The organism is Arthrobacter sp. MAHUQ-56, assembly GCF_019710585.1.
Lineage (GTDB): Bacteria > Actinomycetota > Actinomycetes > Actinomycetales > Micrococcaceae > Arthrobacter.
On the sequence record NZ_JAIFZQ010000026.1, the window covers coordinates 218,864 to 244,327 of the forward strand.

At 65.9% G+C, this 25,464-nt stretch carries 22 protein-coding genes; 12 read left to right on the top strand and 10 right to left on the bottom strand.

Annotation, left to right across the window (positions count from 1 at the left end; all coding sequences use genetic code 11):
• Window positions 1-174: 174 nt before the first annotated feature.
• The 4 genes from acs to ald form a co-directional block, all read right to left on the bottom strand.
• Window positions 175-2,124 carry an acetate--CoA ligase gene (acs, locus tag K4G53_RS20990; protein ID WP_221387612.1) on the bottom strand — a complete coding sequence of 650 codons (1,950 nt, stop codon included), beginning with the start codon at window positions 2,122-2,124 and terminating at the stop codon, window positions 175-177.
• 115 nt (window positions 2,125-2,239) lie between these two features.
• Complete coding sequence (locus K4G53_RS20995; protein ID WP_221387613.1) at window positions 2,240-2,476, bottom strand: hypothetical protein; 237 nt, start codon at window positions 2,474-2,476, stop codon at window positions 2,240-2,242.
• Window positions 2,477-2,552: 76 nt separating this feature from the next.
• Complete coding sequence (gene pdxS / locus K4G53_RS21000; protein ID WP_308287945.1) at window positions 2,553-3,470, bottom strand: pyridoxal 5'-phosphate synthase lyase subunit PdxS; 918 nt, start codon at window positions 3,468-3,470, stop codon at window positions 2,553-2,555.
• Window positions 3,467-4,633, bottom strand: a complete 1,167-nt coding sequence (ald, locus tag K4G53_RS21005) for an alanine dehydrogenase (RefSeq protein ID WP_221387614.1) — start codon at window positions 4,631-4,633, stop codon at window positions 3,467-3,469. The genes pdxS and ald overlap by 4 nt, the downstream gene beginning before the upstream one ends.
• A gap of 209 nt (window positions 4,634-4,842) precedes the next feature.
• Between ald and ehuB the strand changes: the two genes are divergently transcribed.
• From ehuB to ehuA, 4 genes are read left to right on the top strand one after another with little or no spacing between them, the layout of a single operon-like run.
• On the top strand, window positions 4,843-5,736 hold the full coding sequence (ehuB, locus tag K4G53_RS21010) for an ectoine/hydroxyectoine ABC transporter substrate-binding protein EhuB (RefSeq protein ID WP_221387615.1): 894 nt from the start codon (window positions 4,843-4,845) through the stop codon (window positions 5,734-5,736).
• A 28-nt stretch (window positions 5,737-5,764) separates the two neighbouring features.
• Complete coding sequence (gene ehuC, locus K4G53_RS21015; RefSeq protein WP_221387616.1) at window positions 5,765-6,463, top strand: ectoine/hydroxyectoine ABC transporter permease subunit EhuC; 699 nt, start codon at window positions 5,765-5,767, stop codon at window positions 6,461-6,463.
• Window positions 6,460-7,116, top strand: a complete 657-nt coding sequence (gene ehuD / locus K4G53_RS21020) for an ectoine/hydroxyectoine ABC transporter permease subunit EhuD (protein ID WP_221387617.1) — start codon at window positions 6,460-6,462, stop codon at window positions 7,114-7,116. The genes ehuC and ehuD overlap by 4 nt, the downstream gene beginning before the upstream one ends.
• Complete coding sequence (ehuA, locus tag K4G53_RS21025; protein ID WP_260323904.1) at window positions 7,100-7,915, top strand: ectoine/hydroxyectoine ABC transporter ATP-binding protein EhuA; 816 nt, start codon at window positions 7,100-7,102, stop codon at window positions 7,913-7,915. The genes ehuD and ehuA overlap by 17 nt, the downstream gene beginning before the upstream one ends.
• Before the next feature lie 7 nt (window positions 7,916-7,922).
• Here ehuA and K4G53_RS21030 read toward each other — a convergent pair whose 3' ends face one another.
• On the bottom strand, window positions 7,923-8,375 hold the full coding sequence (locus K4G53_RS21030) for a RidA family protein (RefSeq protein ID WP_221387618.1): 453 nt from the start codon (window positions 8,373-8,375) through the stop codon (window positions 7,923-7,925).
• A 96-nt stretch (window positions 8,376-8,471) separates the two neighbouring features.
• On the opposite strand from K4G53_RS21030, the gene K4G53_RS21035 reads away from it, so the two are divergent.
• A complete protein-coding gene (locus tag K4G53_RS21035; protein ID WP_221387619.1) occupies window positions 8,472-9,206 on the top strand; it encodes an Asp/Glu/hydantoin racemase in 735 nt (244 codons plus the stop codon).
• A 71-nt stretch (window positions 9,207-9,277) separates the two neighbouring features.
• Here the strand turns inward: K4G53_RS21035 and K4G53_RS21040 are convergent, their stop codons facing one another.
• A complete protein-coding gene (locus K4G53_RS21040; protein ID WP_221387620.1) occupies window positions 9,278-10,018 on the bottom strand; it encodes a maleate cis-trans isomerase in 741 nt (246 codons plus the stop codon).
• A 194-nt stretch (window positions 10,019-10,212) separates the two neighbouring features.
• Between K4G53_RS21040 and K4G53_RS21045 the strand changes: the two genes are divergently transcribed.
• The 3 genes from K4G53_RS21045 (at window position 10,213) to K4G53_RS21055 (ending at window position 13,024) form a co-directional block, all read left to right on the top strand.
• The gene (locus tag K4G53_RS21045) at window positions 10,213-11,643 is read left to right on the top strand and encodes an amidase (protein WP_221387621.1); all 1,431 of its coding nucleotides are present in this window, start codon (window positions 10,213-10,215) and stop codon (window positions 11,641-11,643) included.
• Window positions 11,644-11,651: 8 nt separating this feature from the next.
• Window positions 11,652-12,161: a DUF3830 family protein gene (locus K4G53_RS21050; RefSeq protein ID WP_221387622.1), complete on the top strand. Its 510-nt coding sequence runs from the start codon at window positions 11,652-11,654 to the stop codon at window positions 12,159-12,161.
• A gap of 185 nt (window positions 12,162-12,346) precedes the next feature.
• Window positions 12,347-13,024, top strand: coding sequence for a GntR family transcriptional regulator (locus K4G53_RS21055; protein ID WP_221387623.1), 678 nt, complete (start codon window positions 12,347-12,349; stop codon window positions 13,022-13,024).
• Window positions 13,025-13,115: 91 nt separating this feature from the next.
• Here the strand turns inward: K4G53_RS21055 and K4G53_RS21060 are convergent, their stop codons facing one another.
• The 4 genes from K4G53_RS21060 to K4G53_RS21075 form a co-directional block, all read right to left on the bottom strand.
• Window positions 13,116-14,345: a M20 family metallopeptidase gene (locus tag K4G53_RS21060; RefSeq protein ID WP_308287947.1), complete on the bottom strand. Its 1,230-nt coding sequence runs from the start codon at window positions 14,343-14,345 to the stop codon at window positions 13,116-13,118.
• Complete coding sequence (locus tag K4G53_RS21065) at window positions 14,342-15,586, bottom strand: PLP-dependent aminotransferase family protein (protein WP_221387624.1); 1,245 nt, start codon at window positions 15,584-15,586, stop codon at window positions 14,342-14,344. Before K4G53_RS21065 ends, K4G53_RS21060 begins: the two co-directional genes overlap by 4 nt.
• A 3-nt stretch (window positions 15,587-15,589) precedes the next feature.
• Window positions 15,590-16,771, bottom strand: a complete 1,182-nt coding sequence (locus K4G53_RS21070; protein ID WP_221387625.1) for a M24 family metallopeptidase — start codon at window positions 16,769-16,771, stop codon at window positions 15,590-15,592.
• 103 nt (window positions 16,772-16,874) lie between these two features.
• Complete coding sequence (locus tag K4G53_RS21075; protein ID WP_221387662.1) at window positions 16,875-17,843, bottom strand: D-2-hydroxyacid dehydrogenase; 969 nt, start codon at window positions 17,841-17,843, stop codon at window positions 16,875-16,877.
• Window positions 17,844-17,968: 125 nt separating this feature from the next.
• Between K4G53_RS21075 and K4G53_RS21080 the strand changes: the two genes are divergently transcribed.
• Genes K4G53_RS21080 through K4G53_RS21095 form a run of 4 tightly spaced genes read left to right on the top strand, consistent with a single transcriptional unit; the run spans window position 17,969 to window position 25,427 of the window.
• Window positions 17,969-19,246 carry an aspartate aminotransferase family protein gene (locus tag K4G53_RS21080; protein ID WP_221387626.1) on the top strand — a complete coding sequence of 426 codons (1,278 nt, stop codon included), beginning with the start codon at window positions 17,969-17,971 and terminating at the stop codon, window positions 19,244-19,246.
• An 8-nt stretch (window positions 19,247-19,254) separates the two neighbouring features.
• Entirely contained in the window at window positions 19,255-22,371 is a 3,117-nt protein-coding gene (locus K4G53_RS21085; RefSeq protein WP_221387627.1) for an FAD-binding and (Fe-S)-binding domain-containing protein, read from the top strand.
• Window positions 22,372-22,408: 37 nt separating this feature from the next.
• Window positions 22,409-23,902: an NAD-dependent succinate-semialdehyde dehydrogenase gene (locus K4G53_RS21090; protein ID WP_221387628.1), complete on the top strand. Its 1,494-nt coding sequence runs from the start codon at window positions 22,409-22,411 to the stop codon at window positions 23,900-23,902.
• Window positions 23,903-23,960: 58 nt separating this feature from the next.
• Window positions 23,961-25,427 carry an MFS transporter gene (locus K4G53_RS21095; RefSeq protein ID WP_260323905.1) on the top strand — a complete coding sequence of 489 codons (1,467 nt, stop codon included), beginning with the start codon at window positions 23,961-23,963 and terminating at the stop codon, window positions 25,425-25,427.
• Window positions 25,428-25,464: the final 37 nt, after the last annotated feature.

Consider the following 25,464-nt stretch of genomic DNA (forward strand, 5'->3'; position numbering starts at 1 on the left):
CGGGGGAGCGCGGAACCAGGACCTACAGAAGCGCATGCGCCCCTGACACCCTGGATGTTTTGGGGTGCTACCCACGGTGCTCTGACCAAGTTGACCGTATGCTGCCATTTAGCGCGTAATCAGAAGGGTGGGATTTCGACCCGGGGTGTGAGCTAGTCATCCAGGGCTTGGCGCCTATTTCTTCAGGGAGGCGGCGATCTGCTGCATGATCGTGGGGTCGGAGAGGGTGGTGGCGTCACCGGGATCGCGGCCTTCGGCGACATCCTTGAGCAGGCGGCGCATGATCTTGCCGGACCGGGTCTTGGGCAGCTCGGGCACCACCAGGATGTTCTTGGGCTTGGCGATGGGGCCGATTTCCTTGCCCACGTGGTTGCGCAGTTCCTGGACTGTGGCATCGCCGTTGTTGGCGGCGTCGCCGCGGAGGATGACGAACGCGACGACGGCCTGGCCGGTGGTTTCGTCCGTGGCACCCACGACGGCGGCCTCCGCCACGGCGGGGTGGCTGACGAGGGCGGATTCGATCTCCGTGGTGGAGAGCCGGTGGCCGGAGACGTTCATGACGTCGTCCACACGGCCCAGGAGCCAGATGTCGCCGTCCTCGTCCTTCTTGGCGCCGTCCCCGGCGAAGTACATGTTCTCGAACCGGGACCAGTAGGTGTCCTTGAAGCGTTCGGGATCGCCCCAGATGCCGCGGAGCATGGAGGGCCAGGGTTCGCGGATCACCAGGAAGCCGCCGTGCCCGTTGGGCATGGATTCGCCCATTTCATCGACGACGTCCACGGCGATGCCGGGCAGCGGCACCTGCGCGGACCCGGGCTTGGTGGCGGTGACACCGGGCAGCGGCGCGATCATCTGGGCGCCCGTTTCGGTCTGCCACCAGGTGTCAACGATGGGTGCCTTGTCGCCGCCGATAACCTTGCGGTACCACATCCAGGCCTCGGGATTGATCGGCTCACCCACTGAGCCCAGCACCCGCAGGGAGGAGAGGTCGTACTTGGCAGGGATCTCCGCGCCCCACTTCATGAACGTCCGGATGGCGGTGGGGGCGGTGTAGAGGATGGAGACCTTGTACTTTTCCACGATCTCCCACCAGCGGCCCTGGTGCGGGGAGTCCGGGGTGCCTTCGTACATGACCTGGGTGGCGCCGTTGATGAGCGGAGCATAGGCGACGTAGGAGTGTCCGGTGACCCAGCCGACGTCGGCCGTGCACCAGTACACGTCCGTCTCCGGGTGCAGGTCGAAGACAACCTTGTGGGTGTAGGCGGTCTGGGTGAGGTACCCGCCGGTGGTGTGCAGGATGCCCTTGGGCTTTCCGGTGGTGCCGGAGGTGTAGAGGATGTAGAGCGGGTGTTCGGAGTCATGCCCCACGGCGGTGTGTTCGGCGGCCGCGGCGCCGACGGTGTCGTCCCACCAGTGGTCCCGGCCTTCGGTCCAGTCCACGTTCTGGCCGTTGCGCTTGACCACCACCACGTTCTGCACGGTGTGCCCGTCGTGCGCCAGGGCGTCATCCACAGCGGGCTTGAGCGGGCTGGGCTTGCCGCGCCGGTAGGTCCCGTCGGCGGTGACCACGAGCTTGGCTTCGGCATCGTCGATCCGGGAGCGGAGGGCTTCGGCGGAGAAACCGCCGAAGACCACGGAGTGGACGGCTCCGATCCGGGCGCAGGCCAGCATGGTGATGACGGCCTCGGGAATCATGGGCAGGTACACGGCCACCCGGTCACCCTTGGCGACGCCCAGGGACTCGAACGCGTTGGCTGCCTTCTTGACCTCTTCGGTCAGCTGCGCGTACGTGTAGGTGCGGGTGTCGCCCGGCTCGCCCTCGAAGTAGATGGCGACGCGGTCGCCATTGCCGGCCTCGACGTGCCGGTCCAGCGCGTTGTAAGCGGCGTTGAGTTCACCGCCGACGAACCATTTGGCGAACGGAGGGTTGGACCAGTCCAGCGCCTGCGTGAAGTCCTTGCTCCACGTCAGCAGTTCGCGGGCCTTCTTGGTCCAAAAAGCGGGATGGTCGTTGCCCGCCTCCTCATACTCCGCAGCCGTGACCACGGCGCCGGCAGCGAACTCCGCGGCTGGAAGAAATCGATGCGTTTCATGGTGCCATTTCGGGATCGTTGACGAGGTCACAGATTTCCAACTTTCTTCATGTAAGGGCGGTGCTTAGCCGCTTTGGAGCGTTCAGGCGGTGGGGCTTGGCGTGATCGTGGTTTTGGGGCCGGATCCGGTCCCGGTGACGCGGCCGTTAGATCGTGTCCAGGGCAAAACCCCGCGGCGGAAGGTTGTGGGCGGCCCCCTGGTCCTCCCAGCGCAGCCGGCGAACAATAAGTTTCCAATCAACGGCGCTGCCATTGATGGACGGCATGAGGCTTCCCTCCGTGATGAAGTGAGTGTTCTTTTCGTCATTGAATGGCGCCCACCATCCATTGGCGGGGCAGTGGTCGCCGGTCCGGGGACTCTGCGGGTGCGTACGTTTCTTCACGGTCCTGATCCTGAACTTTCCATGTTGTGGCTTTATTCGAAATGTCGTGTGGCCTGCTAGTGAGCGGTACGGCGTGTTACCAGCCGCGCTCGGCGAGGCGGTGCGGCTGGGGGATCTCGTCGACGTTGATGCCCACCATGGCTTCGCCGAGCCCGCGGGAGGCCTTGGCGATGACGTCGGGGTCGTCGTAGAAGGTGGTGGCCTTGACGACGGCGGCGGCGCGCTGGGCGGGGTTGCCGGACTTGAAGATGCCGGAGCCGACGAAGACGCCGTCGGCGCCGAGCTGCATCATCATCGCGGCGTCAGCGGGCGTGGCGATGCCGCCTGCGGTGAACAGGACCACGGGGAGCTTGCCGGCGGCGGCGACTTCCTTGACCAGTTCGTACGGGGCCTGCAGTTCCTTGGCCGCAACGTACAGTTCGTCCTCGGGGAGGGCGGAGAGCTTGGCGATCTCGGCACGGATCTGGCGCATGTGGCCGGTGGCGTTGGAGACGTCGCCGGTGCCGGCCTCGCCCTTGGAACGGATCATCGCCGCGCCCTCGTTGATGCGGCGCAGGGCCTCACCGAGGTTGGTGGCACCGCAGACGAAGGGAACCTTGAAGTTCCACTTGTCGATGTGGTTGACGTAGTCCGCCGGGGTCAGGACCTCGGACTCGTCGATGTAGTCAACGCCGAGGGACTGCAGGACCTGGGCCTCGACGAAGTGGCCGATGCGGGCCTTGGCCATGACCGGGATGGACACGGCGTCGATGATCTGGTCGATCATGTCCGGATCGGACATCCGGGACACGCCGCCCTGGGCACGGATATCGGCCGGAACACGCTCGAGCGCCATGACCGCCACGGCACCGGCGTCTTCGGCGATGCGGGCCTGCTCGACGTTGACGACGTCCATGATGACGCCGCCCTTGAGCATCTCAGCCATGCCACGCTTCACGCGGCTGCTGCCCGTGACAGGCAGGGACCAATCTGGGGCTTGTGATGAGGTGATCATGAGCGTCCTTTTTGGGTGTCCTGGGTGGAAGGAGCGGACGACGATGTGGCGGAAACCAGTTCGTGCCAGTCGGCGACGAGGGGCAGGTTGTGGGCTTCGGACACGGAGTGGTGTGCCACGTGGCCGGCGGCGATGTTGAGGCCGGCAGCGAGTGCGGGGTCGCGGTCGAAGGCGGCCTTGACGCCCAGGTTTGCCAGTGCAACGGCGTAGCGCAGGGTGACGTTGGTCAGCGCGTACGTTGAGGTGTTGGGGACGGCGCCGGGCATGTTGGCGACGCAGTAGAAGATGGTGTTGTGCACCTTGTACGTGGGTTCCTGGTGCGTGGTGGGGTGGGTGTCCTCGAAGCAGCCGCCCTGGTCCACGGCGATGTCCACCAGGACCGAGCCGGGCTTCATCCGGGCTACGAGGTCGTTGGTGACCAGCTTGGGAGCCTTGGCGCCGGGGATGAGCACGGATCCGATGACGAGGTCGGCGTCAACCACTGACTTCTCGATCTCGTACTTGTTGGACGCAACGGTCTTCAGGCGGCCCTGGTATTGGGCGTCGAGGTCGCGGAGGCGGTTGATGTTGATGTCCATGATGGTTACGTCCGCACCCAGGCCCAGGGCCATGGCTGCAGCGTTGGTGCCGGCCACGCCGGCGCCCAGGACGACGACCTTGGCGGGGCGGACGCCGGGCACGCCGCCCAGCAGGACGCCCTTGCCGCCGGCAGGTGCCATGAGGGACGTGGCGCCAACCTGGACGGAGAGCCGGCCGGCGACCTCGGACATCGGTGCGAGCAGCGGCAGGCTGCGGCCTTCCTGCACAGTCTCGTAGGCGATGGCGGTGACGCCGGAGTTGATCAGTTCGCGGGTCAGTTCGGGCTCGGCTGCCAGGTGCAGGTAGGTGAAGAGGATCAGGCCCTTGCGGAAGCGGTGGTATTCGGCCTTGATGGGCTCCTTGACCTTCATCACCATGTCTGCGCGGCCCCAGACGTCGTCCGCCTCGTTGACGATCTCGGCGCCTGCGATGGCGTATTCCTCATCCGTGACACCTGAGCCGAGGCCGGCCCCGCGCTCCACCAGGACGGTGTGGCCGTGGGTGCGGAACTCGTGGACGCCGGCGGCGGTGATGGCCACCCGGAATTCGTTGTTCTTGATTTCTTTGGGGACGCCGATGATCATCGTGTGCTCCATTCTGGGGTCTGAGGCGGCTCGGGGCCTTAGGTCAACCGAATGCACTCTGTCCGCGTTCGTCTTTGAATCGCTCGGTTACGCACGTTTTACATTCGGATTGTTGACAATACTACATCCAGCTCCTAGGTTTGTGTAACACACGTCACAGAACGTGATCATCCTGGTGATCTCCGGCATGTCCGGGCGAAGGAGTAATAATGACGAGCAAACTTTCACGAAGGAACGTCCTGCGCAGTGCGGGGGTGGCTGTACTAGGCGCCGCTGTGGCCGGTTGGGCAACGGGTTGTTCCAGCGTCGCTGCAGGCGGCCCGGCGTCCGGTGGTGCGAGCAACCTTCTGGAGCGGGCGAAGTCCCAGGGTTTCCTCCGGGTGGGTATCGCCAATGAGCCGCCGTACACACAGGTTGACGCGGATGGAACCGTAACCGGCTGTGAGCCCGACGTGCTGCGCGCCGTCTGCAAGCGGCTCGGCATCGACGAGGTTCAAGGCATTATTACGCCGTACGAGTCAATGATTCCCGGGCTGAATGCCAACCGCTGGGACGTCATCGCCGCGGGCCTGTTCATGAAGGAGTCCCGGTGCTCGCAAGTGCTGTACTCCGAGCCGGTCATCGTTTCCACGGAGTCCTTTGCAACGCCGAAGGGCAACCCCAAAGCCATCACCTCTGTTGCCGCCGTGCTCGCTGACCCGGCACTGCGGATTGCAGTTCTCCCAGGGGGCTTCGAAGAGGGTGTACTCAAATCTGCGAACGTTCCAGCCTCCCAGCAGGTCAAGATCAATGACGGGCGCAGCGGCATTGAGGCGCTCAAAGCCAACCGGGCAGACGCCTTCATGTTGCCCACCCTGTCGCTGAAAGCCCTTGCCAAAGACGATGGAAGCTTTGACATCAGCAAGCCGGTAGACGATGCTCCGCGCACCGGTTCCGGTGCTGCCTTCCGCCAGTCCGACGCTGCCTTCCATGAGGCCTACAACAAGGAGCTCGCAGCGTTCAAGAAGACGCCGGAGTTCGCCGAAATCCTCACGAAGTGGGGCTTTGACGCTTCCGTAGTCGATGGCGTCACCTCCGAGGAGCTATGCAAGACCGCGGGCTGATGGTCGGGCACTTCCGGAGGGGGCGGGCATGTCAGCAGTAATCGAGTACGCACCCCTGCTGTGGCAGGGGCTGCTGACCACCATCCTCGTGGCGGTGCTCAGCGGTGCCCTCTGCCTGGTGGTCGCCTTCGCCGCGGGGCTGGCGCGCCTGTCCCGGCACCGCTTCATCAGCTGGCCGGCGGGCGTCTTCATCGAGGTATTCCGCGGGACATCGCTGCTGGTCCAGATGTTCTGGCTGTTCTTCGCACTGCCGTTCTTCGGAATCCAGCTCCACCCGCTGACAGCGGCGGTCTTGGCGCTTGGGCTGAACGAGGGCGCGTACGCCGCAGAAGTCGTGCGGGGTGCCATCGCCAGCCGGGCCAAAGGCCAGACCGAAGCGTGCATCGCACTGGGCATGGAACCCGCACTGAGGCTCAGGCGCATCATCATCCCGCAGTCGATCCCCGCCATGCTGCCGCCCTTCGGAAACGTCATGGTGGACCTGCTGAAGAACACCTCACTCGTCTCCCTCGTCACGGTGGCGGACCTGACCTTCCGGGCACAGATGATTCGCAGCAGCACAGGGCAGACGACGGCGATCTTCATCACCATCCTGGTGATGTACTTTGTCCTCTCTTACCTGCTGACACTGTTCACCAGCTGGCTGGAACGGCGCTACGCGCTCGACCGGAAGGCACTCGCCGCCCAGCGCAAGGAAAGCCAACTCATGAAGGTAGGTGCAGCATGATCTGGGACAACAACTTTGCCGTGTCCGTCATTCCGCTGCTCCTTGAGGGCCTCTGGGTCACGGTCAAGATCACCCTGCTGGGCACCCTGCTGGCTGCCGTTCTCGGTCTGTTCTTCGCGATTCTTCGGCGGCTCGCCATCCCGGTGCTGTCGCCCGTCGTGTCCTTCTTCGTGGTGTTCGTGCGGGGAACCCCGCTGCTGGTCCAGGCCTACTGCGCATTCTTTGTCCTGCCGGCGTACGGCCTCAGCTTCGACGCCTTCACCACGGGCGTAGTGGTTATAGGCGTGAACTACAGCGCTTATATGGCAGAGGTTTACCGCAGCGGCATCCAGGGTGTGCCCAAGGGCCAGTGGGAGGCAGCAACGGCGCTGAGTCTCCCCGGGTCCCGCACCTGGAGCAGGATCATCCTCCCGCAGGCAATACGCACCGTGGTGCCGATGCTCGGGAACTACCTCATCCAGATGTTCAAGGACTCAGCAGTTCTCTCAGCCATCACGGTGGTGGAACTCATGGCAACGGCACAGGCGATCGGAAGCTCCAGCTTCCGGTACCTGGAACCGCTGACCCTGGCAGCGCTGTTGTTCCTCGCCATCAGCTACCCCGCCTCACGGCTCGTCAACAGATTGGAGCGGCGCTATGCGCCCCAGCACTGAACCCCAACCCCTGTCCACTCCGGTGGGCCTTGCCCCCGATCCGATCGTTAGGTTCCAGAACGTCAGCAAGAACTGGGGATCAAACCAGGTCCTGAAGTCGCTGAACTTCGAAGTGGCGCCGGGGGAGAAGGTCTCCATCATCGGTCCTTCCGGATCGGGCAAGACCACCATCCTGCGTATCCTCATGACGCTGGAGACGCCCAGTGAAGGGCTCGTGAAGGTCGACGGCGACGTGTTGTGGGATGTCACGGCCGGCCAGAAGGTGCGCGAGACCAAGCAGATGCGGGAAACCCGGCGCAAGATCGGCATGGTGTTCCAGCAGTTCAACCTGTTTCCGCACATGACCGCCATGGAGAACGTCATCGAGGCGCCCATCCACGTGCTGGGCATGAACAAGGCGGAGGCGAAGGAACGCGCCGCGGAGCTGCTGAACCTGGTGGGCCTCGGGAAGCACATGAACCACACGCCGCCGCAGATGTCCGGCGGGCAGCAGCAGCGTGTGGCCATCGCCCGCGCGCTGGCTATGCGGCCCAGGGTGCTGTTGTTCGACGAGCCCACCTCGGCGCTTGACCCGGAGTTGATCGGCGAGGTGCTGAATGTGATCCGGAACCTCGCGCACACCACGGACATGACCATGCTCATGGTGACGCACGAGATGCGGTTCGCGGAGGAGATCTCGGACCGGGTGGTGATGTTCGACAACGGGGCTGCGGTGGAGAGTGGGCCGCCCGCCCAGATCTTCAAGGACCCGCAGCAGGAACGGACCCGGACCTTCCTCCGGGCCGTCCTGCAGCACTGACGGTCCGCTACACCTCTACAATCATCGCAATTTCAACGGGCGCCAGCCCGGGCAGTTCGGCAACACCGACAGCTGCCCGGGCATGGCGCCCCCTGTCGCCGAAGGCCTGTTCCAGGACCAGCGAGGCGCCGTTGATCACGGCCGGCTGGTCACCGAAGCCTTCGGCCGAAGCTACGTAACCGGTGAGGCTGACCACGGACACGATCCGGTCCAGCGAGCCCAGGTGCTGCTTCAGGGCTGCCAGGCAGTTAAGCACCGCCGTGGCGCTCGCTTCCTGGCCCTGCTCGACGGTGAGCTCGCGGCCCAGCTTGCCGCTGATGGTGAGAACGCCATCGCGCGTGGGCGTCTGGCCCGCCGTGAAGACGAGGTTTCCCACTTGGCGGACCGGAACGTAGTTGGCCACCGGAACGGGTGGGGACGGCAATTCGAGGTCGACGCCGTCGGCCGGAATTTTCGACATGTTCAGGATGCTCCTTAGCGCGGGTTAGCCGGGTCACTACGGACCCTAGGCAAGCGGCAATGGATTGTCAACAATCTACTAATTTTAGGAGAACTAATGAAGCCCATTGAACCCACGTTCGCCGGCCCGGAGGCGCAGGCCGGCATAGGCGTGGTATGCCCGTTCGACATGGCGCTGGACCGAGAGCTGTGGCGGTGGATGCCGTCGGACGTCTCGCTGTTCTTCACCCGGACGCCGTTCTTTGATGAGCCCGTCAGCCTGGAGATGGCAGAGGACGTGAGCGACGACGCCGACATCCTCGCTGCGGTGAAGAACCTTAGCGCCGTGCGCCCCGCGGTCATGGCCTACGCCTGCACGTCCGGCAGCTTCGTCAACGGTTTATCCGGAGCCCGCCATATTTCGAAGGTGATGGCAACCGCCGCCGACGCGCATGGGGTCAGCACCTCCGAGGCGCTCCTGGAGGCGCTGGAGTATCTGGGCGTCTCTAAGGTTGTGGTCATTACGCCGTACGTGGCGGACCTGACCTTGCGGCTGGGGGATTTCCTGGAGGAGGCCGGCCATTCGGTGGCAGCGCAAGCCGGGCTGGGGCTGGACGGGGGTATCTGGCAGGTTCCCTACCAGTCCACTTGCGACTTGATCCGCGGGGCCGACGTTCCGGAGGCGGACGTGGTGTTCATCAGCTGCACCAACTTGCCCACGTACGACATCATCGCGCCGCTGGAGCGGGAACTGGACAAGCCGGTCCTCTCGGCCAACCAGGTGACAGCGTGGGCGTCGCTGCGTCGCCTGGGCAAGGCGGCGGTGGGTCCGGGGCAGCGCCTGCTGGCATAGCCGGGACAAAAGAAATCCCGGCCCGGGCTGTTCGTCTGACAGCCCGGGCCGGGATTTCGTGTCGCGGCGGGCTATGCTCCGACGGCGACCGGTGCCGTCTTCTTGAACAGCGTGCCCAGAGCGTCGCACGGGCGCAGGGCGCCGGCAAGCCGCAGGCCTTGCCAAACGGTTACCTGGTTCGCGGTGAGGACGGGCTTGCCGAGCTCCGCTTCGAGTTCGTTGATCCATCGGGCGCTGTGCAGCGCCGTGTCCGGGATCAGGATCGCCTGCGCCTCGTCACTGTCATTGCTCCGGGCGAGGGCAAGGACGCCCTCGCGGTCAAGCTCGCCGGCAAGGGCGGCCGTGGGGATGTCGTGGCTGACCAGCTGCGTGACCTTGATGCCGCCACGGTTCAACAGTGCCGCGAAGTGCCGGGAGACGTCCTCCGGGTACGTGGCAGCGACGGCCACCTTGGTCAGGTCCAGCGCCTTGCAGGCGTCAACGAATGCCAGGGACGTGGAGGAGGCGGGCACCTCAAGGGCTTCCTGGACCTCCTGAGCCTGCCGGTGTGCGCCCTCCCAGCCGAAGACGAAGCTGCCTGACGTGCATGCCCACATGACGGCGTCGGGCAGGGCTGCTCGCAAGGCGTCCGCGCCTTCCAGGAGCCGCTCGCTCTTGCCGAGGTCCAGCAGGGCCTGGACTTCGTGCGCGTCGACGCCCACGGACGTGTGGACCAGGGGAAGGTGGACCCCCTCGCCCAGGAGTTCCTCCATGAAGGGGTAGTCGTCCTCGGCGCCGAAGCCCGGGTACAGCATGCCAATGGTCACGGCCATAGATTCTCCTTTGAAGTAACCGCGGGAATCGCTCCCGCGGATTGTGCACAATCGTACAATCCCACGACCTCAAAAGATAGGAAAGTAGGATTGTTGACAATAGTGATGCGCGCACCATAACCTGACCGAAGTGTTACCGGCGTCACAGCCGGTGGCGGAGACCGCAGCTTGTACCGGACAAGGAGCTTCACAGCGTGATTGATTCACTGGAATGGGCCACTGCCACGCAGCTGGTTGACGCGTACGGCGCCGGGGAGGTCTCCCCGGTGGAGGCCACGCAGGCGGCCCTGGACGCCATCGAGCAGCACGACGGCGGCATCAACGCCTTCTGCCTGGTGGAGGCGGAATCAGCCCTTGCGGCGGCGCGTGAATCGGAGCAGCGCTGGCGCCGGAACGAGCCGCTGGGCCTGGCCGACGGTGTACCTACCTCCATCAAGGACCTCATGCTTACCAAAGGGTGGCCCACGCTGCGCGGGTCCCGCCTGACCTCCCCAGATGGGGACTGGAACGAGGACGCACCCGCCGTGGCCAGGCTGCGCGAAAATGGTGCTGTGCTGATCGGCAAGGTCACCAGCCCCGAGTTCGGCTGGAAGGGCGTGACCGACAGCCCGCGCTGCGGGATCACCCGCAACCCGTGGGACGTTTCGCGCACCGCCGGCGGTTCCAGCGGGGGCAGCGCGGCCGCCGTGGCGCAGGGCATGGGCCCGTGGTCCGTAGGGACCGACGGCGGCGGCTCCATCCGCATCCCCGCCGGCTTTACCGGCGTTGTGGGTTTCAAACCGACGTACGGGACCGTGCCGCTGTACCCGGCCAGCCCCTTCGGCACCCTCGCCCACGCCGGCCCCATCACCCGCACCGTTGAGGATGCGGCGCTGATGCTGGATATCCTCTCCCGCCCGGATGCTCGCGACTGGTCTGCAGGTCCCGCGCCGACGCGCTCCTTCCTGTCCACCATCGACGAAGGGGTCCGGGGCCGGAAAATCGCTTTCAGCCCGGATCTTGGCTACGGAAAAAATGATCCCGACGTCGACGAGGCAGTCCGCGGGGCAGTCCAGGTCCTGCAGGACCTGGGGGCCGAGGTGGAGGAAATCGACCTTGGCTGGCAGGACCCGGTGGACGCCTACCACGTGCTCTGGTTCAGCGGTGCGGCCAAAGTGGTGGAAGGCTACGGCCCCGGTGCCGCGGAACAGCTTGATCCGCTGCTGGCGGCGGCACTGGAACGGCACTCCGGCTTCAGCGCCGGGGACTTCCTGGACGCCACGGCGGTCCGCATGAAACTGGGCCGGGAGATGGGGCTTCTCCACGAGCGCTTCGACCTCCTGGTGACCCCCACCCTTCCTATTCCGGCCTTCGAAGCCGGCCGGGACGTCCCGGCCGGCTCGTCGTCGCAGGACTGGACCTCGTGGACGCCCTACACATACCCCTTTAACCTGACCCAGCAGCCGGGCATTAGTGTCCCGTGCGGCTTCACCGTTGAAGGCCTTCCGGTCGGGCTGCAGATAGTAGGTCCCCGGCATGGCGACGCCGGGGTGCTCTCGGCGGCTGCCGCATACCAGGGCGCCGCCGACTGGCAGCACGCCCGCCCCATTTCCATCCCGGCAATGTCCACCCCCGTCCCGAAGTAAGGCAGAAAATGGCCAGGTACATCAACATCACCCTTGAAAAGCGCGGAGTCACCTGCAAGGCGCTCCTGCACGACGATGCAGCGCCCCGTACGGCCAAAGCCGTCTGGGATGCGCTTCCCCTCAGCGGACAGGTCTTCCATGGAAAGTACGCCCGTAACGAGATCTACAACCTGGTCCCGGCGTTTGCTCCGGCTGAACCCGGCGCAGAGAACACCACCGTGACTCCCATTCCGGGCGACGTCTGCTACTTCACGTTTACGTCCAACGACCTCAAGACGCCGTCACACGGCTATGAAGCCGACTCCACGGATTCGGTACAGACCATCGTCGACCTTGCCGTCTTCTATGGCCGCAACAACCTGCTGCTGAACGGCGACACGGGCTGGGTGCCCGGCAACGTGTTCGCCACCATCGTGGAGGGCCTGGATGGAATGGCGGCCGCCTGCCAGGACATCTGGATGGGCGGCGCCCGAGACGAAACGCTGACCTACTCACGGGCAGTTGATACCACGGACTGAACCGCATCTGCCGGGGCCGCCATGCGTGCGGCCCCGGCTTCTTTTACATAATCCAAGGAATCTCAGCCTGCTGGCAGTAGGATTGTAGACAGTTTTTGGGTCCGGCTCTTCTGCCGGCAGAAGAATATGGGTCCGGAGCGTCCCCGAGGGCCGCGACCGGGCCCCTGACGGAATAGTAGGTACCGATGCAGAGATTTGAGCCCCTGGTGCGCGAGTCCACACCAGCAATCATTGCCGGTAAGCTGCGCACGGCAATCGGGCTGGGCCAGATACCGCCGGGCTCCCAGCTGGGGGAGGCGGAACTGGCCAAGGAGCTCGGCGTCAGCCGGGGACCGCTCCGTGAGGCCATGCAGCGGCTCACGCAGGAAGGCCTGCTGATCAGCATCCGCAACCGCGGCCTGTTCGTGATCACCATGACCGATGAAGAGGTCCGCGACATGTATGCGGCGCGCACCGCCGTCGAACGCGCCGCCTCCGAACTGATCCTGCAGAAGGGCGGCAAGGGTGTCGCCGCGCAGCTGGTATCGATCGTCAAAGCCATGCAGAGAGCCGCCGACAAAGGCGACCTGGACGCGATGTCCGAAGCCGATATGGAATACCACGCCACGCTGGTGGCGGCGGCCGAAAGCACCCGGCTGACCCGCATGCACAACACTCTGCTGACCGAGACCCGAATGTGCCTTACCGCCCTGGAGAAAAAGTACCCCGACCCGCATGCCCGGGTGGCCGAACACCAAGCCATCGCCGAGGCCTTGGGGGACGGGGACCAGGAGCGCGTGGGCAAGCTTTTGATCAGCCACATGGAAGACGCGTTGGAACGCCTGACCGGCGGCAGCGGCGATGCCGAGGTTGCGACCGCCTGACCAGGGGCCCGCGCCTTCGCGCCACCGTTGAAATGTTACCGCTCAAAAGAAGGGGGCCGGCTGCACAATGTGCATCCGGCCCCCTTCCGCGTTAATTGATGGTCTGTCTGCTCCCGCCGTGCCGCAGGCAAAGCAGCGCGTAAGCGCGGGCGGCGGCGACAATCTCGGCAATGCTGACGGATTCGTTCACTTGGTGGGCCTGGTCATTCAGTCCGCCGGGGCCCATCACAATCGCCGGCACGCCGAGGTCCCGGACCACGAAGCCGCCGTCGCAGGCAGCCGTCCAGCCGCGGATGGCGCTGTCAACGCCGGCGTCCGCCAGCGCGGCCACGGAGTTAGACACCAGCGGGTGGTCCTCGGGGGTGCGGAAACCGGGCATCTCCATGGTGACCCCGGCCGAGACCGAGATGCCGTCCGTGTCGATGCCGGCCTCCCGGACCTGTGCCAGGAGGCGGTCCAGGATTTGCTGCGCGTCGTCGTCAGGCATGAGCCGGCGGTCGAGTGAAACGGTACATTCCGCGGCCACCATGGAGGTGCCCGTGCCGCCCTGGATGAGGCCGATGTTCCAGGTGCCCGCGCCCAGTAGCGCGTCCTGGTCCTCCTGAAGCACGGCGTGGTCCTTGCGGACCAGTTCCAGGATCCTGGCGGCGGCATCGATGGCGTTCCGGCCGTCGGCGGGCCGGCCGGAGTGGGCTGACTTGCCGGTGACTTTCAGTTCGATGTAGCTGTCACCCCGGCAGCCGATCACGGTCTCCAGGTCGGTGGGCTCCGCCACCACGCAGGCCGAATAGCTGAAGGCCGGATCGGCTGCGGCGGAGGCGGTGTACGCGCGGATGCCGATGCCCAGGTCCTCCTCATCCACGGTGCAGGCCAGTGCCGCGTTGAACGGCAGTTCGGCACCGGCGGCCTTGAGTGCCTTGAGTGCGATGAGCACGGCGGCAAGGCCGCCTTTCATGTCCGTGGAACCGCGGCCGAACAGCCGGCCGTCCCGTATGTAGGGTTCAAACGGGGGACGCTCCCAGCCGGTCCCGGCCGGAACAACGTCCGAATGGCCCAGGAACAGCATGCCTGGCATGCTGCCGCCGGGCAGGACGGCCGTGAAGTTCGGCCGTCCCTCCGCGACGGTTTCGGTGACAACGTCCAGGCCAGCGGCCCGGCTGAACTCCGTCAGGACCTGCACGGTGGCTTCCTCGGTCCCGCCGGGGTTCTCGCCGCCGGCCGCCACCAGTGCGGCGGTGAGCGCCACCAGGTCAGCTTCGCTGATCAGGCCCAGGACCCTGTCCTCAAGGAGCTGCAGATCCTGTTGGACGGCGGCACTCACGCGCCTGCCCCGGCCTTAAGCGCTGAAAGCTCACGGTCCATGGCCCGGCCAAGCCGGACGATGCCTTCCTCGGCCCGCTCCGGAGTGGTCGATGCGAAGCAGAGGCGGACGGCGTCGTCGAACTTCCCGCTGGCGGACAGCGCTGGCCCGGGGATGAACGCCACCCCTTCTGCCAGTGCCGTTTCGAAGAGCTTCCGGGTGGAGATCCCTGCATCCTCGCCCTGCAGGGTGAGCCAGAGGAAGAAGCCCCCTTCAGGATCGGTGGTGGTGATCCGGTCGCCGAGGTGCCGGCGGAGGCTTTCCTGCATCGCGTCCTTGCGGCGCTTGTACTCCGTGCGCAGGCCGGCCAGGTGGTTGTCCAGGCCGCCGCGGCGGATGAATTCGGCCACGATGTGCTGGTTGGGGACGTTGGTGCAGGTGTCCATCGCCTGCTTGGCGTTGATGACCAGCTGGCGGAGCGCCGGATCGGTGTCAACCCAGCCCACGCGCAGGCCCGGAGCCAGGATCTTAGAGAACGTGCGGACAGAGAAAAGCAGCGGATCGCCCGGGCTCAGAGCCTGGAAGGACGGCAGGTCCTCGCCCTGGAACCGGAGGAGACCGTAGGGGTCGTCGTCGATTATCACGGCGTTCCACTCGTGGGCCAGTTCCAACAGCTGATGGCGCCGGGCCAGTGACAGGGTGACGCCGGAAGGGTTCTGGAAGTTGGGGATGGTGTAGATGGCCTTGGGCGTGCGCCCGGCGGCGGCCACCAACTCCGGGAGGGCCTCGACGATGAGGCCGTTTTCGTCCATAGGCGCTTCGAGCAGTTCGGCGCCGTAGCTCAGGGCGGTGGCGCTGCCGTTCGTGTACGTGGGGCTTTCAACAATGACCAGGTCGCCGGGGTTGATGAAGATCTTGCACGCCAGGTCCAGGCCCTGCATGCCGCCGGCGGTGATGGTGACGCGGTCCTCCGTGGTGGGATCCGTGGTCCCGGCAAGGTAGTCCACCAGCGCCTTCAGGAGCACGGGCTCGCCCTCGGTGGCGCCGTAGGTCATGGAGCTGTGGTCGATGACCTTGTCAGCGATGTCGCGGAATTCGTCCAGCGGCACGGCTTCGTCCGCGGGGGAGCCCATGGCGAAGCGGACAATGTCGTGGGTCTGGGCGGCCAGCAGGGACGTGCTGGAGTCGATTACCGAGCCCACCAGGCTGGCGGCGCGGTCTGCCAGCGGCAATGCCTGGGCGCGGGTAGCGATGTGGTTCACGGCTTAGCCGCCTTTCTGGATGAGTTCGCGGGGGAAGCTGGTGAAGGTTTCCACCCCGTCGGCGGTGACGCGGATGGATTCAGAGAGTTCGTAGCCGTAGTTGTCCATCCACATGCCTCCGATGACGTGGAAGGTCATGTTCTCCTCGAGGATGGATTCCTCCTCGGAGCGGATGGAGATGGTGCGCTCGCCCCAGTCCGGCGGGTAGCCGACGCCGATCGAGTAACCGATGCGGGACGGTTTTTCCAGGCCGTACTTGGCCAGTGTCCAGTTCCAGGCGCGGGCAAGTTCCCGGACGGGAACGCCCGGCTGGACCTCGGTAAGCACGGCATTCAGACCGTCCGCGACGGCGTCTGCCAGCTTGGCGAGCCGCTCCGGCTTCTTGCCGAGCGTCAGGGTGCGCGCCAGGGGCGTGTGGTACCGCTGGTGGGCGCCGGCGAGTTCGATCACCACGGCCTGGCCGGCCTCGAAGCGGTCCTCGCTCCAGGTCAGGTGTGGGGTGTCGGCAGCTTCGCCGGTGGGCAGCATCGGCACGATGGCTGGGTAGTCGCCGCCGATGCCGTTGGCGCCCCGGATCTGGGCCTGGCTGATCGCCGCGGCCGCATCGCATTGGCGGACGCCGACGTCGATCGTTTCCACAGCAGCCTGCATCGCCGCCATGCAGACCTGGGCGGCGCCGCGCATCAGCTGGATCTCGGCGGGGGACTTGACGGAGCGCACCCAGTTGACCAGCTCGAAACTGTCCACAAGGGTCCATTCGGGGATGGCGTTGACCAGCGAACGGTACGCCTTGGGGGAGAAGAAGTGCGAGTCCATCTCCAGGCCCACGCAGCCTTTGGTGGCAGGGGCGATGAGGTGGCGCTCGCGCAATGCAAAAGCCACCCAATCGAAGGGGTGGACATGCGGGCGGTGGACGTACTGCTCGGGGTATCCTACGATGCATTCCTCGGGCAGCCAGGTGGTCCGGGTGGCGCCGCCGGCATCCATGGCCCGGCTAAACAACAGCATGGGGCCGTCAGCCGGCACAAAGACCAGTTGCGGGGTATAGAAGGACCAGGCGTTGTAGCCGGTCAGGTAGTAGATGTTGGCAGGATCGGTGACCAGCAGGGCTGACAGCCCCTGCCTGGCCATGCGCAAGCGGACGCCGGCGAGCCTGGCATCATATTCCTCTTGGCTGAACAGCAAAGAGACACCTCCGATTTAGTTAGTAGATTGTTTACAATTTACGTCATGTGTCATGGCTCACACAAGCCGGCGCGCAGCGCTGCGGGCAGGGGTGTGTGCAGGACTATCGGCGGCTGACGTAGCCGCGCTGCTTGTCCACCACGTTGTTGAGCTGCCCGCCGCTGGTCCAGTGCTCGAGATTCTCCTGGAATTGGCGCGCCAATGCGTCCCGCCAGCCGACCACGTCGCCGCACATGTGGGCGGACATGTGGACGTTGTCCATGGCCCAGAAGGGGTGCGCGGCAGGAACCGGCTCCTCGGTGAAGACGTCCAGGGACGCAGCAGCAATCAGCCCCTCCTGAAGGGCCTCGATCAGCGCCGTCTCGTCCACCAGTGCGCCGCGGCCCACGTTGATGAGGTGCGCGGACGGCTTCATGGCGGCGAGAACCTTGCGGTCCACCATGTTCCTGGTCTGGTCGGTCAGGGGTGCAATGAGCACCACGTGGTCCGCCCAGCCCGCATGCGCCGCCAGGTCCCCGCTGGCCAGGACAGTGCCGAAGTCCGGGTCGCCGCCGCCGGCGGTGCGGCCCACGCCGCGGACGTCAATCCCCACCGCGCGCAGGAGCCGGGCTGTGGCCCGGCCGATGCCGCCGGTGCCCACAACCAGTGCGCGGGAACCCTCGGTGCGGGTCAGCTCGCGGTGTTGCCACGTGGACTGCTGCTGCAGTGCCTTGCTGCGGTGCAGTTGCTTGTCGTGCGCCAGGATGGACGCCAGGACGAATTCTGCGATCGGCCGGTCAAAGGTGCCGTGGGCGTTGGTCACCACCACGTCCGAGGAGCGCAGTTCCTCGAACATCATCGCGTCCACTCCGGCCGCCGCCACGTGAACCCATTTGAGGGTATCGGCGTGCGGCCAGGCTTCGCTCAGTGCCGATGAGAAGAAGTCCCAGAGGAATAGAACGTCGGCGCCGCGTGATGCTTCCGCGAGTCCGGCTGCGTCCGTGAGGACCACGTCGGCCATCTGTTCAATATCGGTCAGGTTGTAGGGGCGGGGCTGCCCTTCGGCGACCAGGATCACAACCCGGGGCTTCATTGCCTCGGATGCTCCTGCCGGGGCCGGTAGGTGCTGCCCTTGGATATCAGTGTTACTCACGCCACAACCCTACGCGATATTAGGATTGTTGACAATAAACAGATGTGACCTGCATCATGGGTGGCATGACTTCCCTCAGCCCCGCACTCAAGCAAGCAACCCCCGTCGTCGTGGACCACGCCCTTGGCAGCTGGATCCACGGGACGGACGGCAAAGACTACCTGGACTTCACCACTGGCATCGGAGTGACCAGCACCGGCCACTGCCACCCGAAGGTCGTGGCCGCAGCACAGGAACAGGTGGGCAAGATCATCCACGCCCAATACACCACCGTGATGCACAAGCCGCTGCTGGAACTGACCGAAAAACTCGGTGAGGTCCTCCCCTCCGGCCTGGACTCCGTCTTCTACGCCAACTCCGGCTCCGAAGCTGTGGAAGCTGCCATCCGGCTGGCCCGCATGGCCACCGCCCGCCCCAACATCGTGGTGTTCCAGGGCGGCTTCCACGGCCGCACCGTCGCCGCAGCATCCCTCACCACCGCCGGCACCAAATTCTCCGCCGGCTTCTCCCCGCTGATGGCCGGCGTCCACATGTCCGCGTTCCCCTACGCCTACCGCTACGGCTGGGACGAGGCACTCGCCGTTGAGTTTGCCCTGCAGGAACTGGACTACCTGCTGCAGACCCGCACGGCCCCCAACGACACCGCCGCTTTCCTCATCGAACCGGCCCTGGGGGACGGCGGCTACCTGCCCACCCCGCCCGCCTTCATGGAGGGCCTGCGTGAGCGTGCCGACAAGTACGGCATCCAGCTGATCTTCGATGAGGTCCAGGCCGGCGTGGGCCGCACCGGAAAGTTCTGGGGCCACCAGTACTCCAACGCCACCCCGGACATCATCATCACGGCAAAGGGCATCGCCTCCGGCTTCCCGATTTCCGCCATCGCCGCCTCCACCGAAACCATGTCCAAGGCTTGGCCCGGTTCCCAGGGCGGTACCTACGGCGGAAACGCAGTTTCCGCTGCGGCCGGCGTCGCCACCCTCGAAGTGGTCAAGGAAGAAGGCCTCGTGGAGAACTCCCGCATCCGCGGCGAGCAGCTCCAGGCGGGCCTCAAGGAGATCCAGCAGCGGTTCCCGGTCATCGGCGATGTCCGCGGCCGCGGCCTGATGCAGGGCATTGAGTTCACCGGCGAGGACGGCAAGCCGGATGCAGCCACGGCCGCGGCAATCCAGCAGGCCACCACGGAGCAGGGGCTGCTGACCCTGACCTGCGGCCCTGCAGGCAACGTGGTCCGCCTCATCCCGGCGCTGGTAGTCACCGCCGAAGAGATCGCCACCGGCCTGGAGCGCTTCGAAGCGGCCGTCGGTGCCGTGGTCGGCGCTGTTCCCGCCACAGCTGGAGCCTGAGTCGCGCGATGACTGTATGCTCCCTGCCCGACACACGGGCCACCGTCGTATCCGCAGCCGGCCCTGACCCGGCGCAGCAGCGGATACTGCAGCGGTTGTCCGCGGCCGGCATCGACGCGGATGCTTCGCCGCGGCGGCTGGCTGAGTATTCCTATGACGCCTCCAATTACCGCGTGGCGCCGCTCGCCGTGGTGTTCCCGCGGTCCACCGAGGACGTGGTGGGAACGCTGGCGGCGTGCCGGGAGACCGCCACCCCGCTGATCAGCCGCGGCGGGGGCACGTCCATGGCCGGCAACGCGATCGGACCCGGCGTGGTGCTGGACTTCTCGCGCCACATGAACCGCATCCACGGCATCGACGAGGCCGCCGGGACAGTCTCGGTGGATCCGGGAGTGGTCCTGGCAGTGCTCTCCCGCGAGGTGGAGCGGGCCACAGGCAACCGCTACACGTTCGCCCCGGACCCGTCCTCCAAAAACCGGGCCACCATTGGCGGTTCGCTCGGGAATGACGCATGCGGGAACCACTCCGTGCGCTATGGCCGCACGTCGGACCACGTTGTGGAGATCGACGTCGTCACCTCCGGGGGTGCCCGGCTCACCGCCACAGCGGACGGACTTCGTGCCACGGACCCTGCCGACAACGCTGCGTCAGCGCATGCAGCCGCACTGACGGATTCGCTGAAGGAACTGGCGCACGCCAACCTGGCCGAGTTCCGGGTTGAGCTGGGCCGGATCCAGCGGCAGGTTTCGGGATACCACCTGGATAACCTGCTGCCGGAAAAGGGCTTCAACGTAGCGCGCGCCCTGGTGGGTTCGGAAGGAACCTGCGCCATCATCACCGGTGCGAGGATGAAGCTGGTCCCCAAACCGGCCAGTGCTCTGCTGGTCTGCCTGGGTTACGCAGACGTGGTGGACGCAGCGCGGGACATCACCACCATCTTGGAATTCTCGCCGGCCGCCGTGGAAGGCATCGACGAAGCTATCGTGGACACCATGCGTTTCCGGCGCGGCGCCGAATCGGTGCTCGGACTGCCGGAGGGCAAGGCCTGGCTGTATGTGGACCTCGACGGCGACGATCCCGCCCAGGTGCGCGCCGAGGCTGACCGCCTGCTGGCCCGGCTCCTAGAAAACGGCCGCCTGGTGGCCGGCCGCCTGGTTCCGGACACGGTGGAGCGCGCTTCGCTGTGGCGGGTCCGCGAGGATGGCGCCGGGCTTTCCGCCCGTCTCGCCAGCGGTGGCGAATCATGGCCCGGATGGGAGGACTCCGCCGTCGCACCGGAAAACCTGGCCGGCTACCTTGCCGATTTCCGGGGGCTGCTGGACAGCTTCGGGCTGCAGGGGGTCATGTACGGGCACTTCGGCGCAGGCTGCATGCACATCCGCATCACTTACGATCTCCGCACGGAGGAAGGCCGCGAGGTGTTCCGCCGGTTTTCCGCGGAGGCGGCGAAGCTGGTGGTCCGGCACGGTGGCTCGCTCTCCGGCGAGCACGGGGACGGCAGGGCCCGTTCGCAGCTGCTTCCGCTGATGTACTCGGCGCGGATGCTGGCGGCGTTTTCAGACTTCCGCAGGCTGTGGGATCCCGTATCCATCCTCAATCCGGGGTCCCTCACGGACCCTGACCCGCTGGATGAGAACCTGGCGCTGGACGGCGTGCCGCAGCGGGAATGGCGCACCAGCTTTGACCTCCGGCCGCTTCATTCCGGCGGCGGCTCGGCCAGCGAAACGGACAACCCGGCCGATTCCACCGGCAGCGGGATGGATCCGTGGGTGCATGCCGTCCAGGCGTGCATCGGCGTAGGCCGCTGCCGCACGGACGCCGGCGGCGTGATGTGCCCCAGCTACCGGGCCACCGGTGACGAAAAAGACTCCACCCGCGGCCGGTCCCGCGTGCTGCAGGACATGGTCCGCGGCGCGCGCACCGTGGACGAGGGCTGGAAGTCCGAGGAGGTACGGGAAGCACTGGACCTGTGCCTCTCATGCAAGGCCTGCTCCAGCGACTGCCCCACGGGTGTGGACATGGCCACCTACAAATCCGAGTTCTTCAGCCACTACTACCAGGGCAGGCTGCGCCCGCTCTCGCATTTCTCGCTGGGCTGGCTGCCGCGCTGGCTCAAGGTCACCGGGCACATTGCGCCGCTGGTCAACGCTGTCCTGGCGACGCCGCTGGGCAAATTCGCCGCCATGCTGGGTGGCCTGACCACCCGCCGTGACCTGCCCCGGTTCGCCGGTGACAGCGAATGGCGGAAAGAGGTAGCCGCGGCGGGCGTGGCCATGCCTGGCCGGAAGGCGCTGCACCGGAAGGCGCTGCGGCAGGATCACGACGGCGGGACGCGCCGGAAAGGTGACACCACCTTGGGTGCCGGCCACCCTGCCGGTGGTCCCCTGGGTGCCGCGGCAACCGGCGTCGTGCTCTTTGTGGATACCTTCACCAAAGGCTTCCGGCCAGAGGTGGCAGGTGCCGCGGCCCGGGTGCTGGCCAGTACGGGGGCACCCACGGAATGCTCGGCAGACGCGTGCTGCGGGCTGACATGGATCTCCACCGGGCAGCTGGGTACCGCGAAGAAGCTGATGGCCAACGCCGCTGAGGTCCTGGACGATGGCACGGACCATCCCATCGTGGTGGTGGAGCCCAGCTGTGCCGCGGCGCTGCGGAAGGACCTGCCCGAACTGGTCCACACTGACCAGGCCCGGCGGGTTGCCGCGAGGGTCCGCAGCTTCGCCCAGCATGTGGGTGAACTCGCCGCTTCAGGCTGGACGCCCGCACCGGCCGCGCCGCTTCCGGACCAAGTGGTGCTGCAGACGCATTGCCATGAGTACTCTGTGTTCGGCGCGAAGACCCAGGGGAGCGCACTTGCGGCCATGGGCGTAGCCAACGTGGTGGACGCCACCGGTTGCTGCGGCGTGGCAGGGAACTTCGGTTTCGAAAAGGAACACTTCGAGGTGAGCATGAAGGTTGCCGAGCAGGCCCTGGCGCCAGCGCTGCGAGCCACCGGAACCGGATCCGTGGTCCTCACTGACGGGTTCTCCTGTGCCATGCAGGTCAAGCAGATCGATCCCGAACGGCCGGGATACCATCTCGCCCAGCTCCTGGACCCGGGACAAACTGTCCCAAAACAAGCCTGACCAGACTCTCCATCGCCAACGAAAAAGGATTTCCGATATGACAACCCAGACCACCCAGACCGCCGGCACCTCGCAGCAGGCCAGGGACGCCATCGCCAAGGTCAGCACCGGCCTCTTTATCGACGGTGAATGGACCGAAGCCGCCTCCGGCGCCCGGTTCGACGTTCTCAACCCCGCCACCGAGGAAGTCATCGCCACCGTGGCCGACGGCGGCCCGGAGGACGCCCGTCGCGCCATCGAGACAGCAGGCCGCGTCCAGGAAGACTGGGCCAAGACCGCACCGCGCGAGCGCAGCGAAATCCTCCGACGCGCCTACGATCTCATCATGGCCCGCCAGGACGAACTGGCCCTCATCATGACCTCCGAAATGGGAAAGCCGTTCGCCGAGGCCAAGGGAGAAGTAGCCTACGCCGCAGAGTTCTTCCGTTGGTTCTCCGAGGAAGCCGTCAGGATCGGAGGCGACCTGACCACCACCGGGGACGGCAAGAACCGCATCCTGGTCTCCAAGCAGCCGGTGGGACCCTGCGTACTGGTCACACCGTGGAACTTTCCGCTCGCAATGGGCACGCGCAAGATTGGCCCTGCCATCGCCGCAGGCTGCACTATGGTGTTCAAACCAGCCAACCTGACCCCGCTGTCCTCGTTGGCGCTGGTGGACATCCTCATCGAGGCCGGCCTGCCTAAGGGCGTCCTGAACGTGGTGTGCACCACCAAGGCTTCCGCTGTTGTTTCGCCTTGGATGTCCAGTGGTATTGCCCGCAAGGTCAGTTTCACCGGCTCCACCGAAGTGGGCGTCCGGCTGCTGGAGCAGGCTGCCCAGCACGTCATGCGCTCCTCCATGGAGCTGGGCGGCAACGCGCCGTTCATCGTGTTCGAGGACGCCGACCTGGACCGCGCCGTTGACGGAGCGGTGGCAGCCAAGATGCGCAACATGGGCGAGGCGTGCACGGCTGCCAATCGCCTCTTTGTCCAGCGCCCCGTCGCAGACGAATTCGCCCGCCGGCTCGCCGCCCGCTTGGACGCACTCTCCGTAGGTGACGGTACCGAGCCCGGGACCGACGTCGGACCCCTCGTCGAGGAGAAGGCGCTGACCAAGGTACAGGAACTGGTGGACGACGCCGTGGCCAAGGGTGCCACCGTTGTTTGCGGTGGCTCACGCCCGCAGCGGCCCGGCTACTTCTACACCCCCACGGTCCTCTCCGGCGTCAGCGAAGAAGCCGACCTGATGAGCCAGGAAATCTTCGGCCCCGTGGCACCCGTTGTGCCGTTCGACACCGAAGAGGAAGTCATCCGGCTGGCCAACGACACCCCGTGGGGCCTGGTGGGCTACCTGTTCACGCAGGACGTGGACCGCGGATTCCGGATGGGTGACGCGCTGGAGGTGGGCATGGTTGGATTGAACACCGGTATCGTCTCCAATCCGGCTGCTCCGTTCGGCGGAATCAAGGCTTCAGGCCTGGGGCGCGAGGGCGGGCGCATAGGCATCGAAGAATTCCTCGAAACCAAATACATGGCCGTGCCACGCGGCTGAATTCCCCCGCACTGCAGGCGAAGAAGCCCCCCCACAGCCCCCTAGCAAGGACGAACCAATGATGACCAGTCCCCAGCCCGTTTCCAACAAGCAACCGGAACCCGTGACGGCGCCGGGAGCCGAACCCCGTACCGACGAGGGCAAGCGTTCACTGCGCCGCTCCATCCTGGGGTCGGCCCTGGGCAATGCCGTGGAGTGGTTCGATTACGGCGTCTACGGCTACCTCACCATCTACATGGCCGCGAACTTCTTCGGCTCCGCCGAGGGCGACGGCGGCCTGGGCGTCACGCTGACGCTTGCCACCCTGGCACTGTCCTTCCTGGTCCGCCCCCTTGGGGGCTTGATCCTCGGCCCGCTGGGAGACAGGGTGGGGCGGCAGAAAGTCATGGTCCTCACCGTGACCCTAATGACGTTGGCTACCGGTGCCATCGGCCTGCTTCCCACGCTGGGAACCGTAGGGTTGCTGGCGCCGGTGCTGCTGCTGGTCTGCCGGCTGGTGCAGGGCTTCTCTGCCGGCGGAGAGTACGGAGGCGCAGCCGTTTACATGGCCGAGTCTGCCCCGGACCGCCGCCGAGGTTTCCTGGGTTCGTTCCTCGAATTCGGCACCACCGTGGGCTTCATCCTGGCGGCCATCGTCTGCACCACGCTGATTGCCGTGGTGGGGGACCAGGGCATGCAGGATGGCTGGTGGCGCGTACCGTTCCTGCTGACCGTCCCGCTGGGACTCACGGCCCTGTGGATCCGGACCCGTCTGGTGGAAGCACCGGTGTTCTCCGAGGCGTCCCAGCACAAAGAAATCACGCATTCGCCGTTGCGCCACGCATTCAAGCACAACTGGCGCCAGCTGCTGGTGCTGGCAGGATTCGTAGTCCTGCTGAACGTGGCGTTCTACCTCATCCTTGGCTACATGCCCACCTACCTGAGCGCACAACTGGGACACAGTACCGCGCAGGGCAACTGGATGCTGGTGGCCATCATGGCCATGATGCTGGTAGCCATCCCGCCCGTGGGTGCGCTGTCGGACCGGTTCGGCCGCAAGCCGCTGCTGCTGGTCGCCGCAGCCGGTTACAGTTTGTTGTCCGTCCCTGCGGTCATGCTGCTCGGCGTTCCCAACGTGCTGCTGCAATTCCTGGGCCTGGCGGTGCTCGGACTCCTCCTGGTGATCCTGGTGGCTTCGGTGTCCTCAACGCTGCCGGCCCTGTTTCCCACGGCGGTCCGGTACACCGGCTTCGCCATCGCCTACAACTTTTCCACCGCATTCTTTGCCGGACCGTCGCAAACCATCGCGAACCAGCTTATCGAGACCACCGGCAACCAGCTGGTGCCAGGCTGGTACATGGCGATCGCCGGCGTAATCGGGCTGGTGAGTGTCCTCTGCATGCGGGAAACCGCCCAGGCCACGCTCCGCGGCGAGACCCTCCCAGGCGCCCCCGAGTCCGTCGGCTTCCCCAAGCGCGGCTACGTGGAGCAGAACCGCAAGGACGCCGAGTCCCGCCGGGCCGGAGGGCAGACCGTATCAGGCTGAGCTCATCGGGGGAGTGCAAACAGCTGAACCTGCCTTT

What these genes read in the sequence shown, in the direction of transcription:
- pdxS (WP_308287945.1), bottom strand. Translation starts at nt 3,470, where the DNA reads ATGATCACCTCATCACAAGCCCCAGATTGGTCCCTGCCTGTCACGGGC.
- ald (WP_221387614.1), bottom strand. Translation starts at nt 4,633, where the DNA reads ATGATCATCGGCGTCCCCAAAGAAATCAAGAACAACGAATTCCGGGTG.
- ehuB (WP_221387615.1), top strand. Translation starts at nt 4,843, where the DNA reads ATGACGAGCAAACTTTCACGAAGGAACGTCCTGCGCAGTGCGGGGGTG.
- ehuC (WP_221387616.1), top strand. Translation starts at nt 5,765, where the DNA reads ATGTCAGCAGTAATCGAGTACGCACCCCTGCTGTGGCAGGGGCTGCTG.
- ehuD (WP_221387617.1), top strand. Translation starts at nt 6,460, where the DNA reads ATGATCTGGGACAACAACTTTGCCGTGTCCGTCATTCCGCTGCTCCTT.
- ehuA (WP_260323904.1), top strand. Translation starts at nt 7,100, where the DNA reads ATGCGCCCCAGCACTGAACCCCAACCCCTGTCCACTCCGGTGGGCCTT.
- K4G53_RS21030 (WP_221387618.1), bottom strand. Translation starts at nt 8,375, where the DNA reads ATGTCGAAAATTCCGGCCGACGGCGTCGACCTCGAATTGCCGTCCCCA.
- K4G53_RS21035 (WP_221387619.1), top strand. Translation starts at nt 8,472, where the DNA reads ATGAAGCCCATTGAACCCACGTTCGCCGGCCCGGAGGCGCAGGCCGGC.
- K4G53_RS21040 (WP_221387620.1), bottom strand. Translation starts at nt 10,018, where the DNA reads ATGGCCGTGACCATTGGCATGCTGTACCCGGGCTTCGGCGCCGAGGAC.
- K4G53_RS21050 (WP_221387622.1), top strand. Translation starts at nt 11,652, where the DNA reads ATGGCCAGGTACATCAACATCACCCTTGAAAAGCGCGGAGTCACCTGC.
- K4G53_RS21055 (WP_221387623.1), top strand. Translation starts at nt 12,347, where the DNA reads ATGCAGAGATTTGAGCCCCTGGTGCGCGAGTCCACACCAGCAATCATT.
- K4G53_RS21075 (WP_221387662.1), bottom strand. Translation starts at nt 17,843, where the DNA reads ATGAAGCCCCGGGTTGTGATCCTGGTCGCCGAAGGGCAGCCCCGCCCC.
- K4G53_RS21080 (WP_221387626.1), top strand. Translation starts at nt 17,969, where the DNA reads ATGACTTCCCTCAGCCCCGCACTCAAGCAAGCAACCCCCGTCGTCGTG.
- K4G53_RS21085 (WP_221387627.1), top strand. Translation starts at nt 19,255, where the DNA reads ATGACTGTATGCTCCCTGCCCGACACACGGGCCACCGTCGTATCCGCA.
- K4G53_RS21090 (WP_221387628.1), top strand. Translation starts at nt 22,409, where the DNA reads ATGACAACCCAGACCACCCAGACCGCCGGCACCTCGCAGCAGGCCAGG.
- K4G53_RS21095 (WP_260323905.1), top strand. Translation starts at nt 23,961, where the DNA reads ATGATGACCAGTCCCCAGCCCGTTTCCAACAAGCAACCGGAACCCGTG.